General features: G+C 60.5%; 12 protein-coding genes. 7 read left to right on the top strand and 5 right to left on the bottom strand.

Features of this window, described 5'->3' with window-relative positions; genetic code table 11:
- Window positions 1-127: 127 nt before the first annotated feature.
- Window positions 128-1,573, bottom strand: a complete 1,446-nt coding sequence (locus FY036_RS21945; RefSeq protein ID WP_235897758.1) for an APC family permease — start codon at window positions 1,571-1,573, stop codon at window positions 128-130.
- Window positions 1,574-2,001: 428 nt separating this feature from the next.
- Here FY036_RS21945 and FY036_RS21940 point away from each other — a divergent pair, with 428 nt between their 5' ends.
- Window positions 2,002-2,286, top strand: a complete 285-nt coding sequence (locus tag FY036_RS21940; RefSeq protein WP_126006811.1) for an HXXEE domain-containing protein — start codon at window positions 2,002-2,004, stop codon at window positions 2,284-2,286.
- Between the two features lie 141 nt (window positions 2,287-2,427).
- Here FY036_RS21940 and FY036_RS21935 read toward each other — a convergent pair whose 3' ends face one another.
- Window positions 2,428-4,332: a M23 family metallopeptidase gene (locus tag FY036_RS21935; protein ID WP_328593113.1), complete on the bottom strand. Its 1,905-nt coding sequence runs from the start codon at window positions 4,330-4,332 to the stop codon at window positions 2,428-2,430.
- A 761-nt stretch (window positions 4,333-5,093) separates the two neighbouring features.
- On the opposite strand from FY036_RS21935, the gene FY036_RS21930 reads away from it, so the two are divergent.
- Window positions 5,094-5,660, top strand: a complete 567-nt coding sequence (locus FY036_RS21930) for a class I SAM-dependent methyltransferase (RefSeq protein ID WP_126006806.1) — start codon at window positions 5,094-5,096, stop codon at window positions 5,658-5,660.
- A 146-nt stretch (window positions 5,661-5,806) separates the two neighbouring features.
- Entirely contained in the window at window positions 5,807-6,535 is a 729-nt protein-coding gene (locus FY036_RS21925) for a heparan-alpha-glucosaminide N-acetyltransferase (protein ID WP_126006804.1), read from the top strand.
- 28 nt (window positions 6,536-6,563) lie between these two features.
- Here FY036_RS21925 and FY036_RS21920 read toward each other — a convergent pair whose 3' ends face one another.
- A complete protein-coding gene (locus FY036_RS21920) occupies window positions 6,564-6,998 on the bottom strand; it encodes a MerR family transcriptional regulator (protein ID WP_126006803.1) in 435 nt (144 codons plus the stop codon).
- Window positions 6,999-7,215: 217 nt separating this feature from the next.
- On the opposite strand from FY036_RS21920, the gene FY036_RS21915 reads away from it, so the two are divergent.
- The 4 genes from FY036_RS21915 to FY036_RS21900 all read left to right on the top strand — a co-directional run bounded on the left by FY036_RS21915 (window position 7,216) and on the right by FY036_RS21900 (window position 12,788).
- Window positions 7,216-8,517 (top strand): cytochrome b, encoded by a 1,302-nt coding sequence (locus FY036_RS21915; RefSeq protein ID WP_126006801.1) that lies wholly within the window; start codon window positions 7,216-7,218, stop codon window positions 8,515-8,517.
- A 224-nt stretch (window positions 8,518-8,741) separates the two neighbouring features.
- Entirely contained in the window at window positions 8,742-10,385 is a 1,644-nt protein-coding gene (locus tag FY036_RS21910; RefSeq protein WP_126006798.1) for a winged helix-turn-helix domain-containing protein, read from the top strand.
- A gap of 911 nt (window positions 10,386-11,296) precedes the next feature.
- Window positions 11,297-11,845: a hypothetical protein gene (locus FY036_RS21905; protein WP_126006796.1), complete on the top strand. Its 549-nt coding sequence runs from the start codon at window positions 11,297-11,299 to the stop codon at window positions 11,843-11,845.
- Window position 11,846: 1 nt separating this feature from the next.
- Window positions 11,847-12,788 (top strand): cation diffusion facilitator family transporter, encoded by a 942-nt coding sequence (locus FY036_RS21900; RefSeq protein WP_235897757.1) that lies wholly within the window; start codon window positions 11,847-11,849, stop codon window positions 12,786-12,788.
- Window positions 12,789-12,810: 22 nt separating this feature from the next.
- Here FY036_RS21900 and FY036_RS21895 read toward each other — a convergent pair whose 3' ends face one another.
- Together FY036_RS21895 and FY036_RS21890 are read right to left on the bottom strand one after the other, a co-directional pair.
- Window positions 12,811-13,317: a DsbA family protein gene (locus FY036_RS21895; protein ID WP_268932216.1), complete on the bottom strand. Its 507-nt coding sequence runs from the start codon at window positions 13,315-13,317 to the stop codon at window positions 12,811-12,813.
- A 137-nt stretch (window positions 13,318-13,454) separates the two neighbouring features.
- Window positions 13,455-13,904 (bottom strand): disulfide bond formation protein B, encoded by a 450-nt coding sequence (locus tag FY036_RS21890; protein ID WP_126006792.1) that lies wholly within the window; start codon window positions 13,902-13,904, stop codon window positions 13,455-13,457.
- Window positions 13,905-13,913: the final 9 nt, after the last annotated feature.

Here is a 13,913-nt window from a genome sequence, read left to right as displayed (position 1 = left end):
ATCAACAGCCAGGAATGGCGGAGCAAACCGATGTCGCCGACCCGACCAAGCCCTTTATGCAACCTCTAGCAGGATGAGGTGCAAGAGCCCGACCACGTCGCTGAGGTCCCGGCAACCGGCCTCGGCTCTAGGGTTCACCACCGCTCGCCCGCGTTGTCGCGCTTCCCCGCCGTCGGATAAACACGTACGGCACCGCGCCAAGTACGAACACGCCGGCGAACGTCAGATAGACGGCCCAATCATATTGAGTGGCCAGCAGGAGTGAGGTCACCACTCCCAGGACCGCCGTCGGCGGCACGTTCGCGATCGATGGCAGCCGGAAAGGCCGCTCGAGGTCGGGCTGTGTAAACCTCAGGACGATCACGGCCGTATTGATCGCGGCGAAGACAAGGGTCACTCCCAGCGAGGACAGGCTTGCGACAAACGCGATTTCCCCGACGGCTACGAAGGCGCATGCGATCACGAGATAGATCAGTGCGGCGATCCACGGGCTGCGACTGAAGCCCAGGGTTCTGGATAGGGGACTGGGAAGATCGCCGTCGCGGGCCATGCCGAAGAGGAGCCTGCTCCCCGACAGCGAGGAACTCACGACGGCGTTCGCGGTAGCGATGAGGGCGGCAGCGATGATGATCATGCCGAAAGAGCCGCCCAGTTGCGCGGCCGCATCGGCGAGCGGAGATTGGGAACCTGCAAGACTGTCGGCGCTCATCAGGCTCAGAACTCCGAAGATCACGGCCATGTAGACGACGGTGGTGATGCCCAGCGCGATCATGAAAGCGCGCCACAAATCGCGGTCGGGACGCTTGGCCTCTTCCGAGAGGGAAGCCATGTGCTCGTAGCCGGAGTAGATAAAGAACAGGATAGCCGCACCCTGAAGGATGCCGGCGGGATTGTCGGGCCAGACCGAGACGTCCTGCAAGCTCCTGCTGCCAGATGGTATGGCGAACAGTGCAAAGCCCACGAGACATGAAACCTGGAGAACGGTCAGGGCCGCGCTGACGAAAGCCGCCTTGCCGATCCCGGCAATATTGATCATCGTGGCGACGCCCATGAGCGCAATGGCAACGATGACGGGCGCAAACGGAAGGAGTGTCTGCGCGTAGTTGCCGAAGGTGAGCGCCACCGTTGCCAGGGTAGCCGCGCCATGAACGGCGATGAACAGCCCGATCATGAACGCCAGAGCCGGAAACGAAGGAAACGTCTTACGCAGGAAGTTATGTTCCGCACCAGCACCTGGAAGCGCCGAGGCGATTTCAGCATAGGACAGGCCGGAAAATGCCGATATCACGGCGGCAAGCACGAAGCTCAGCCAGATGGCATCGCCCGCTGCCCCGGCCGCCGGCGCGATGACGGAATAGATCCCGGCACCGATGATCGTGCCGACTCCATAGAGCGACAGCCGTACAACGCCGAGCGACTTGGCCAGCGCTGGATGCTCGTTTCCGCTGCTCGACATCTTTCCTCGCATCCTTGCCTCGATCGGATATCTCGAACGCCGTTCGTGCGCTTCCGACAAAACGGTCAGTGGATTTCTAGGACCTCGACCTGCTAGAGGTTCAACCGAAAACGACAACTGCCGAGGGATCGGGTCTCACCACGCGGCGAGAGACACGGCGTCAAGGCAAGATCTCTATGCTGGTTCCCGACCCTACCGGGCCCGAGTGCCCGATAGAACATTCCCCCTTGCTCCTCTAGCGACTAGAGCTGCTAGCCTTCTCGATATCGCAGCCGAGCCACAATGTCTGTACCCGGTAGTGTGCTGGTCACAGGTAGATCAACCAGAATGCCATCGCGATGGGGTTACCAGGCAGTCTCGGCAGTGCATTCATCGCGCAAGGGCTTCGGCGGTTTCAGTGAAGCTTTCGTCGCCTTGCCAAAAGGAGTCGAAAAATGGCGACCATCAACCTTTCGCAGTCCGACAAAAGCGGTAGCGGCTTCGGCTACAGGGAACTGCCTTTCCTCCTGCCTTACATTGTGTTTGTCCTTCACACGCTATAAGAGCTGCCCGGATTTGCGGCCTGGGTCACAAGGAACTTCGGGCCGGAGACCACCGAGGCTTTCGCAGCGAACCACATACCGCTTTTTCTCCTGGTGCTGGTCTGCGCGTGGAGGGCGGGGGCTGCCCAGTGGGTCGTGCTGACGATGGCCTTTCAGTGGCAGTTTTTCGTCAACGCCTTCTTTCACCTCGCCACCTGGGTAATGTTCGCGGAATACTCCCCCGGAGCCGTCACCGGCGCTGTCGTTGCGATTCCGGCGACGCTCTTTTTTTACATGGATCATCCGTGAAGAGCGAGCAAGCAAGGGAGAGGTCGCGCTGGCCCTCGTAGTCGGAACGATGATTGCCGCCTTGGCGATCGGCTCTTTGTTCGTATGATTTTTCGGTAGGAGCGCGGTATGCACTCCCGCTCCTTCCGACACTTTTTGCCGCTAGACGGGAGCACGTATGGAAGTCGTTGTGCGAGCTTGTTCCAGAATCAGAGCTCCATCGATCCTCGCTCGCTCGGCCAGGAAGGCCTGCAGCTCATCTCCTGCGAGCATTCGCTCCGCCGGCAGACGGACTCGCATCGGGTCCACCTTGGTGTCGTTGACGATGAGTTCGTAGTGAAGGTGGTTTCCGGTCGAAAGGCCCGTCGAGCCTACATAGCCGATTATCTGGCCTTGCCGGACGCGTGCGCCTGGTACCACTCCATCTGCGATCCTGTCCTGGTGATTGAAGGTCGTCTGATAGCCGTTCGCGTGACTGATGATGGTCTGACGGCCATAGCCGCCACTCCAGCCGGCCTGTTCGACGACGCCGTCCCCGGAAGCGATTATCGGCGTGCCTCGTGGGGCCGCCCAATCGACTCCAGTATGAGCGCGGGCGTAGCCGAGTATCGGGTGGCGTCGATTGCCGAAGCCAGACGTGAATCTCCCGTTAGGAATCGGATTGCGGAGGAGAAACTGCCGGGCACTACGCCCGCTCTCGTCGAAGTAGCCGATAGTGCCGTCCTGCATCTGAAAGCGATAGAATGCGCGCTCGGCACCACCCATGGTGGCCCGCACGAACAGGAGTTCCGACTCTTGCGTAGCGTTGTCCTCGCCATCAGGCTGTGAAAAGAAGACCTCGATGCTGTCCGCTTGATTGAGACGCGATTGAAGATCAGCATCGGCGGCGAGCAGCCGAACCAGCTTTCGGGTCATGGAACGCGTCAGCCCATGAGAAAAAGCGGCTCGGTAAATTCCGTCATAGAGGGTTGGTGGATCTTCGCGGCTGTACATAGCGGGCGGGTGAGTGGTGTCGAAAGCCGCCTGCAACGCGGGGCTAGGCTCCGGCTCGCTTCCTGGCACATACTGCCGCCTATCGTTGAGAGCGACTGTGGACACATGCCGATCTACATCGTAGACGCTCGCGCGCACGATGCGGCTTTCCCCAAGACGCGCCTCGATACCGAGTCGCAGAACGCTGCCAGCCTTCAGCACCGGCGTTCCTAGCATGGTGGAAAGGGCCGACGCCATCCCATCTGCATTAGCGCTTGTGTAGCCTGCCCGCTCCAGCGCTTCCTCAATTTCGCCTTCGGCATGAAAGGGGATGACGTCCTCAGCATAGTCGAGGATGGGATCGCCGCTCCTTGCCCGGATAGCAACCGAAGCATTCTCCGCCACGATCCGAATGCCGGTAGGCCCTTGCAGATCACTTATGGTCGGCGAACTGCCGAAACGCTCAGGGTCAACGAAATGGAGAGCCGCGACCCGCACGTCGCCATCGGTGAGGAGGGCACTGAGATTGCGCACCACGACCTCAACCTCTTCGGCTGACAAATCGCTACTTGCGTCGGAGACGTCGGTCTCGAGAGGAAAATCGATCGTTCGCAGACGGACTACGTTCTCGACGCTGGCGCCGTAGATGATGCCCGCGCTCGAAGTGGGTTGAGCGACTCCTTCCTCGGCAAAAATCTCCAAGCCGTCGAAGGCGGGATATGCGCGGCTCGTCGCATGGCCGGCCGCCAGCGACATCCGGGCCTGGACAAACGGCATCGTGCGCAACACATCGCGGTCGCCCGACCGGGTCATCGTTGCCAGTTCCATCCGTCTGCGGTCGGTCAGACTCGCCAGATTGCGCGGCGGAACGAGTCGACCCGCCTTGGTGGCCAACTGGCTGTCATTGGACCAATCGGCTGAAAGCAGGCTTAGAACCTCGGGCGGCGTGGCAAGAACTTCGCGACCGTCGAGGGCCGCAAACAGCGCCACGCCCATCAAGATACTTGAGGTGACGCCGGTCAGAAATGTTCCCGATAGCCATCGGATCGAGACTTCACGCCGGTCCGGTGGCTTAGTGCGGCCGCCGACAACCAACGGAGGTTCGTTCCCTAACGAAGCAAGGGGGTCATCGACAGACGGCATTTTTTGTGGCTGCTATCCCTCAGGCCTTCACAAGTGTCTCTCATAGCGCGAAGACCATCGTGGTCAACACGCGTATCGCTCCCGCTAGGAGGAACTCCTCCCCGCCGCAAAAATGTTGCTTGTCTTGGAACGCCCCCTATGGGGCTGCACCGACGGCCTCGTTCGCGGCTTTCTGTAGTCCGACTATGAAGAGAATTAGGCTCGAATATGACCCGACCGGTTCAGAGGTTCCAGCCCGCGCACTTTGCGGATCCATTCGCCATCGACGATCACCGTCTGGCCTGGCCAATGCCATGATTGTGGTAGGGCTCCTCATAGAGTCCGCCAAATTGGTGCCTGTTTTAGAGTCCCCGATAGGGGATCAGGAAACCCCCACGCTTTTAGGCGGTGGGGAGGCGGAAGCTCTTGGGCAACTTTTGTGCGCCACGAGCCCTCGAATTGCGGGACGCGACTTTGTGGTCGAGAGCGAAAACCAGTCTATGATGCGCATCGACAGCTTTCCTGCATCGCGCAGTGCCCTGTACCCGTCAGCGCAGTTCGGTTGACGGCCGTCGATCGTGATTTCGTCCTGCGGACACGAGCGAGGGCTTGAACCTCATGCTGCTAGAGGTGGGAACATCTGGCGGCTATCCAACTGACTGGCTGATTCGCAGGGAAACCTCGAGGCCGTACCGGCTGCGAGCGGCTTCACCCGGCAGCGAGAGATCGAAACAATGCCCCAATCGGCCGACAGGCTAACTTTCCTGCGCGCATGGGTCGCCAACCCGCTGCGCGTCGGTGCCGCCATCCCCTCGAGCGCGCACCTCGCTGCACTGATCACCAGGCATGTTCACCCGGGGATCGGGCCGGTAATCGAATTTGGCCCTGGCACCGGGGTTTTCACGGAGGCGCTGATCCGCCGGGGCGTAATGCAAAATGAACTCACCCTGGTCGAGCTGGGCGAGGAGTTTGCTGACATTCTCGCGCAGCGCTACCCCGGGGCGATGATCGTGCGCGCCGACGCTGCGCGTCTATCCATGAGCAATCTCCCCCAACCAAGGCTTCATGGAGCGGCCATCAGCGGACTGCCGCTGCTGGCAATGCCGGCTTCCAAAGTTCTGCGGATTCTTGCCGGCTCATTCAGGCTGCTGGAACCGAAAGCGGGCTTTTACCAATTCACATATGGATGGCGAAGCCCAATTCCCGAAAGCGTCCTTCGACGTCTTGACTTGAAGGTTGAGATGATCGGAACGGAATTCCGCAACTTTCCACCCGCGTCTGTCTATCGGATCAGTCGTTGAGGGTTGGCCAACCGGGCGCGAGCCATGCGACAATGGTGGGTCGAGCTCCGCATCTTAGTTCGCTGCGGTGAGCAAGATCGGAATTGAACCTCAAGCAGGTCGAGGTCCTATAGTCTGTCCCGTGGAACCTTAGATGAAGGCATTGCATGACGAACTCCATGCGACTCTGGGCTATCGACGCCGTCCGCGGCGCTGCTATCGCCGGTGTGGTATTTTTCCACTTCGTCTGGGATCTGGAGTTCACGGGCTTTATCGCCGGCGTCGCCAACCATCCGTTGTGGTTGGCCTTCGGACGTAGCCTTGCCGGCACTTTCATGATCCTTGTCGGTGTCGGTCTCGTATTGGCAGACAGGGCCGGCTTTCAGCCTTCCAGCTACTTCATACGCCTGGCAAAGATCGCCGCGTCGGCCGCTGCGATCACGGTTGTGACGTGGTATGTCCTTCCGGGGACCTTCATCTACTTTGGCATCCTGCACGCGATTGCCGCCGCCACATTGATCGGTACGCTGTTTCTGCGGGCACGCGCATGGACATGCCTCCTGGGTGGCATCGCCGTCTTCTCCATGCCGATGCTTTGGCGGTCAACGATCTTCGACACGCGCTGGCTGGCCTGGATCGGGTTCGCGGAGCAGGTGCCGCCAAGCAACGATTTCGTGCCGATCTTTCCGTGGGTCGGCCTGACGCTGATGGGCGTTGCCGTGGCAAAGTGGCTTCTGTCAGCTGACTTGAATACCAGCTTCGCGAACTTGCTCGCTGCCGGGAAGCCAGCACGTCTGCTCGTCTGGATGGGGCGGCACAGCCTCGCGATCTACCTCCTGCACCAGCCCATCCTCCTCGGGATCATCGTGCCGCTGTCCTGGCTTGCACAACGATGAAAGCTGCCCCCCCTTGCGCGAGCCTGGTTCAAGGATCGACGAGTTTGCCGTGAAGGTGACTGCTGTCCGCGAGGATCTCGATGACGCGACATTCGCTGATCCGGCCCGAAGCGCATTCGTGCATCATCTTCTTGAGCTCGACGCGCAGCAGTTTCAGGCTTGAGATGCGCCGCTCGACATCGTCGAGGCGCGCCTTTGCAATCGCGTCAGCGGCCTCGCATGATTGGTCGGGATCGTCCTGCAATTTCAGCAGCGTGCGGATCGCATCCACCTCGAAGCCAAGTTCACGCGCATGGCGGATGAAGGAGAGGCGGCTGACGTCGGACCGGTCGTAGAAGCGCCGATTGCCGTCGCTGCGCGCGATTCTCCCTAGCAAGCCGATATCCTCGTAGTAGCGGATTGTCGGCACCTTGACGCCGCTCTCTCTTGCTGCCTCGCCGATCGAGTAAGTCCTTGCGCCCATGGTCTTTGCGGTCCTCTTGTTTTTCGCCGATGTAGCACGGTTGAGATGATGCTCAAGGTGCCCGCCATCTCGCCTCCTGTGCTGGGGCCTCGATGTCATGGGGACAAATTTGTCGCATCTAGAAGTCTCGAAGGGTCTTGAAGCTCAAGCAGCGTGAGGTGTTACGGACTCCGGATTGTACGATCGGAGATCGACCGGATCAAAGGAGGGGAACAGAATGTCGGGGTCGCCATCCAGATACGTCCCAAAGTCAGGTATTGGCCGCTGGGTCGATGCGCGCATGCCGCTTCCGCGACTGATCCATGATTCCTTCGTATCCTATCCTGTTCCACGCAATCTGAACTACGCCTATACGTTCGGCGGCATTCTGACACTGATGCTGGTCCTCCAGATAGCGACCGGAATCGTGCTGGCGATGCACTACTCGGCGAGCACCGCAACGGCGTTCGATTCGGTCGAGAAGATCATGCGTGACGTCAATTCAGGTTGGCTCCTGCGATATCTGCATTCCAACGGAGCTTCATTCTTCTTCATCGCCGTCTATCTCCACATCTTTCGCGGACTGTACTACGGCTCTTACAAGGCTCCTCGCGAGCTGCTTTGGATCCTTGGGTGCATCATCTACCTCCTGATGATGGCTACTGGCTTCATGGGCTACGTCCTCCCATGGGGGCAGATGAGCTTCTGGGGCGCGACGGTGATCACCGGATTTTTTACGGCCATCCCCTTGGTCGGGGAGTGGCTCCAGCAGCTTCTGCTTGGCGGTTTTGCGGTCGACAGTCCGACGCTGAACAGGTTCTTTGCACTTCACTACCTGCTGCCCTTCATGATTGCGGGCGTGGTCGTCCTGCATGTCTGGGCGCTGCACGTCACCGGACAGACCAACCCCACAGGCATAGAGGTCAAGCACAAGACGGACACGTTGCCCTTCACGCCTTATGCGACCACGAAAGACGCGGTCGGCATGGTGATCTTCCTGATCGTGTTCGCATACTTCGTCTTCTATATTCCGAACTATCTGGGCCATGCGGACAATTACGTGCAGGCCGATCCGCTCAGGACGCCCGCGAAGATCGTTCCCGAATGGTATTTCCTGCCGTTCTACGCGATCCTGAGAGCGGTCACTTTCAACATCGGGCCTATCGACGCAAAGCTCGGCGGCGTGCTTGCGATGTTCGGCGCTATTGCGGTGCTGTTCTTCGTGCCTTGGCTCGACACGTCAAAGGTTCGCTCGGCGGTCTATCGCCCCTGGTACAAGTTGTTCTTCTGGCTTTTCGCAGCCAACGCCCTTTTCCTCGGGTGGCTGGGAGCGAAGCCTGCGGAAGGCATCTACATACCGTTGATGCAGGTCTCTTCGCTGTTCTATTTCGGCTTCTTTCTGATCGTTATGCCGCTGCTGGGACTTCTCGAGACGCCTCGTCGCGTTCCCAACTCGATCACCGAGGCGGTGCTTGGTAAGGAACCCGGCAATGCGATCAGCGAGCCGGAAAAGATCAAGCAGGTGCAGAGGGCCAGTTGAGTTTTCAGACATTTGCTGTTGGCGCTTCCAAAGAACTGTTCCGACGGTTCCTCACATAGTCTGCTGAGGGGCCGGCTCGACGTAACAACACCCAAGATGAGTTGTGTGCAGTTTTGTGCTATCGCGGTTGGCTTGTTTGAAATGTTTGTTGGCGGGAGGAGTTGCTATTGTTAAATAGTGTTCCTGCGATCGTCGCGGTTTTTGGGCGCGCTTGGGTGGGGTAGGTGGGCGAGAAACCTGTAAGCATAAGGCTTGCTCCAGATTTTTCCTTCGTGGAAATGCCGGGCGGCAAACGGATTTCATTCACGCGCTCCGAGAAGCGGGCGCTCGCGGTGTTGGTGCGGCATCCGAACAGAATCCTGACCCGCGATCAGATTCTGGATGCGGTCACAGGGTCAGGCTCCGACAATGGCGACCGGAACATCGATTTCCTGGTCAATCGGTTGCGCCGCAAGCTTTCGGACAACGCCCGCGAGCCGCGATTCATCGCGACGCGCTATGGGGAAGGCTATGTCTGGATCGGTGGCGCTCCGAGCGTCGATGCCAACTACGCGGCCGCCTATCTCATAGTAGGCCCGCTCAAGGGAATCGACAATCTCGACGACCGCCGCGCCCTTGCCGAGAGGTTCGCGTCACATCTGCACGGAGCGTTCCGATCCGAATTACCACCCGAACGGCGAGTTATGCTTGCGCCGGATTGCCCGCCTGCACCCGACTTCACCGATACTATGCCTACCCTTTCGGTTGAGTTGACATTCTTCGAGGAACGCGGTGCGGTGAATTGCGTCGCCACGACGCGGCAATTTCGCTCAGGCCGGATATTGGCGGTTCGCCGCGTCATGGTGCCAGATGACGATCCAGCGCATTCCATACGATCCGCCGCCGAGGTGACAAGGCTCCTTCTAGCGGAGACCTGGCGGTCATTGGCCACGTATGTCGGGGATGATCTCCCGCTGCCGGTGCTGATGCAATCGGCCTCAACCCATCTGGAACTCGGCCCCGGCGTGCCGACCGACAGCGACGGGCATCTTCAGAAACTGGTGTCGCTGCACGAGAGCCGGGTCGTGGCTGCATGGAAGGAGAACGAGGTTCGGCTCAGGCATCTGCGGAAGGACAGCCCAGACGATGCGTCCCTCAAGGTGATGTATGCCACGCACATACATTCGAAGTACATCCAGTTCGGCTACAATCTGTTTCAGAACGGCATCGACGACCGGCCCCAGGACGAGAACGACATCGAGGCGCTGGTTCTCGAGGCGCTGCCTCATATCCAGTCCCAGCCGGAATACGCCATTATGGCGGCCAAGCTGCTTCATTTCCTTCAGCGCGGCTATTTCGACCTCGCACGCGAGTTATCCGAGGAAGCCTACGCTTCCAGCGTATCGGCGGCCGGATCGCTGGCGATCGTCGGCCAGTTCCGGGCGTTCGCGGGCGAAACCGAGGCTGCGCTGCGCTGCATCGATCAGGCGCTGAATCTCGTGCCTCCGGGCTCGAAGACGCATTTCTACACCCTCACCCTCAAGCTTCAGGCGTTGCGCGCGGTGTCGGACTACGAGCGCCTCCACGAAGCCAAGCGGCAGCTCTACCGCATGTCCGCCGCCCTTATGTTTCTGTACGAGCCGCTGTTTTCGCATCCCGAGAAGCTTTCACTTCGGGCCAAAGCGGTGACGATGACGCTTTCGCGCGGAAAGGCGGCGGCGCTGCTGAAGTGGCAGAGCTACGTATCGGCCCGGCTGTTCAGCGATCCGGCGCACAGGGAAAATGACATTCGCACCCTGTTGACGCTTGTCGTTCGGCGCTTCGGAAAGGCGGCTGTTCCCGATGAGCTTGTCGTGACGCATCCGCGCCTGCCCGACCGCTTTGCTTGAGGCGGCAGAGCCGGCGTCCGCGCCCATCCTTATGTGGATCCACATCACGCTCCGAGTGAGAGCGGGAAAACAGAACACAAAAAGAAGGCGCACCGAGCTTCGCGGCACGCCTTTAAGTGGGCATGTTTTATCCCGCCGTCCGACGACTGCAGGATGTGACTTCGGTGACGCAGACTACCGAAGACCTTCGAGATTCGGATCGAGGCGTGCGGCCGAGCCCCTGCCCCTGCCCGCACGCGTCAGATCGATGCCAGCATCCAACAACTGACGGTCGCTCAAGGAAGCCAAATAGCGCCTGTGCCATGCACGCAGCGGAGCTTTCCACAATCTTACAAGCAGCCTGTAGAGCCAGATGTCCCTCCCGTGACTGACCGCCGCGACACGCGTGCCCGCATCCTGGGCAACAAATTCAAACTTCTGCTCCTCCAACATGACCCCACCCATCGTTACCCCAAGTTTCAAGCGGAGACTGTTAGAGGCCAATTGTTGCACGACTATTTGAAGTTCGCTCTCTCGTTAGCCGCACAATTCCTAGGTTCCGCTAGCCGAGGCCGAATACTGCTTCTGCGCCGAGAGAGCGAGAGGCAGGCGGCGCGAGGCAAAAATCCAACACCATGTCGCAAACCATGAGGAGCCCCTCGAAAAGACGTCTAGCGGAAATGGCCCAGAAGTTTTCCGACCTGCAAAATTCGCTTGCTCCTCTAGCGGCTAGAGGATGCAGTCTTAATCAAGTCAGGATCAGGTGAGCCGCCGATGTTCCGCGAAACCACATTCAGAAAGCAGCAGACCGGAGGCCCTTGCGCGCTTCCGACCGATGCCGCGTTGTCACACACTTTCAAGGCCCGCGGGGCGAACAAGCCCGATCAGGCTTTAGTCCTCCGAGCCTCAACATCCGCGTTGCGGGGTCGGCCATGACCAGCAATCCCACGACCGTCACAGCGGCATTCCTTTTCACCGTTGCGGTTCTCGTTCTTGGCTATTCCGCCTTCGGCTTCTGGACGATGCTGATCTTCACCTCCGGATTCCTCGGCGGGTTCGTGCTGTGGCTGATCTTTCCGACAACCCCGTCCTTCACCGCGATCAGGACCCCGTACTTTCTTGCACTAGCGCTCTTCGCCCTTCACCGCATCGAAGAATACTCGATGGGCTTCTTCGAGAGGCTGGCGGAGATTACCGGCATAGTGACGCCCGAAGCCGCTTCCTGGCAGGTGATCCTGCTGGTCCTGCTGTCCGTTGGAGCGTGGCTGCTGATGCCCGTCCTGGTCAGCCGCGGGTACAGTTTCGGCACCTATCTCGCCTGGACCTTATTCGCTGCCATGGGCATCACGGAGCTCGCGCACTTTATCGTCTTCCCATGGTTTACCCCAGAGCCTTTTGCCTATTTTCCCGGCATGGCGACCGTCGTGCTGCTCGCGCCTGTAGCGTGGTGGGGCATGTGGCGTCTTTCCAAAGGAGCTTGATGTGACCGGCAATCCAGAGATCTCGAAGACGGGCCATGAAGGGCACGCGCACGAGGAGGGCCACGATCACGCACAGGTCGTGACCGCTTCGAACGAGCGGCGCATCCGATTCGTACTAATCTTCACGGCAAGCTACGCCATCGTGCAGGCGATCGGCGGCTGGTACTCAGGCTCGCTCGCGCTAATCGCGGATGCGGGCCACATGGTCTCCGACGCGGCCGCGCTGCTGCTCGCCCTGATCGCCTATCGCATCGCTCGGCGCGCGGCGGACTCCCAACGCACCTACGGTTTCCACCGGGTAAGGGTACTGGCGGCGCTCGCCAACGGCGCGACGTTGCTCCTGCTCGTGGCCTGGATCGCGTGGGAGGCCGTGCAGCGCATCAACGCGCCGGTGGAGATTCTGGCGGGCCCGATGCTGATCGTCGCGGTGATCGGCCTGGGCGTGAACGTCGCCGGCGCCTGGATCCTCTGGTCGGGCAACAAGGGCGACAGCAATCTCAGGGGCGCCTTCCTGCACGTCATCGGCGACCTGCTCGGCTCCGTCGGCGCGATCGCTGCGGCGATCGGGATCATGCTGACCGGATGGACGATACTCGACCCCATCCTGTCCGTGCTGGTGGCGGGGCTCGTCGTCAGATCCGCATGGAGCCTGGTCTCGGATTCGATCCGCGTCCTGCTGCAAGCTGTTCCGCGTGGTGTGGACGCGATCGAAGCGGAGCGCGGGCTCGCCGGCGTACCGGGCATCGCCGAGGCCGGGCACTTTCATGCCTGGACGCTGACGGACGAGACGAGCGTCGCCACAGTCCATGTCAGCCCGGCGACCGGAACGGATCCGCTCAGCCTCCCGCCGCTCGTCTCGGCCTGGCTCAAGGAGCGCTATGCGATCGACCACGTCACCGTGCAGGTCGACCCACGGGGCGAACTCAAATCCAATCATGAGTGATCCGGCCCCACAGCCGGATGGCTCATCCGCTCTCGCGAGCGGATCGCACTTCGGCGGAGACAAGATCAATCAGCTGCTGCGGCCCGAAGGACTGAAGGCTCTTGCCGTTTACGAAGAATGTCGGCGTCTGTCTGACCCCCAAAGCGTCGACATCGCTGGTATCCTGCCGCAGCACAGCCGCGACCTCGGCCGTGGTTGCGTCTTCGCGCGCGCGCTCGAGGTCGAGGCCTGCTGCGGCGGCGGCCTGCCAGGCGCGGTCGAGGTTCGGGTTGCCATGAATTGCCCACTCCGGCTGCGCGTCAAGAAGTGCTTCGAGCACCGGGACGAAGAGGTCCTGCCGTCGTGCCGCCTCGATGATCCCGACCGCCTGATCCGACCCGTCGTGGAAGGCCGCGTACCGGAACACGACCCTGACGTCATCGGGATACTGCGCAAGGATGTTCTTCACGAGGGGATGGAAGGCCCGGCAGGCTTCACAGGAGGGATCGAAGAACTCCACGATCGTCACAGGAGCATCCGGTGGCCCCATAACGGGAGAATGCTCCCGCACGAGAGCTTCGGCGCCGGACGGATCGAGGCTGCGCGCGCGGTTGTAGTAGAGCGCTGACGCCCCGAAGATTGCTCCTGCGGCCAATCCAACGGATAGGATGGTCACCTGTCGACGGTTCATTTGAAAACTCCAGGTCGGCACAAGGCAAGACTGCCGCCGATCGCGATGAACGCGAGCAGCGACACGAGCGGCAGCGGCACGCCGCCGAAAATGGTCATGTCGGCTCCCGAGCAGGACGGGCCGTCGCGGGCGCACGGCGTTATGCCCTCATCAATGAGGCCGAAGTACACCAGCGAGTGAAATGCCGCGATTGCAGCGCCGATTGCCACCAGCGGCAAGGCGTAGATCCTGATACCGACATCCAGCCTGAACGCCGCGATGCCGAGCACAATGGCAAGCGGGAACATGAACACCCGCTGGAACCAGCAGAGGTTGCACGGGGTCTGCCCCACGATCTCACCGATGAACAAGGCTGCCAGCGTCGACCCGGCCGCGATCAGCCAGGCCACTAACAGCCACCAGGAATTCCAGTCTTCAGCCGATTTGTTGGACACCTTGTCGAGCATCGTCTAGTC

The organism is Neoaquamicrobium microcysteis (assembly GCF_008180155.1).
In the GTDB taxonomy this organism is placed as follows: Bacteria; Pseudomonadota; Alphaproteobacteria; order Rhizobiales; family Rhizobiaceae; genus Aerobium; species Aerobium microcysteis.
Note: the sequence above shows the minus strand (reverse complement) of the source record. Positions and strands in the feature narration are given on the sequence as shown.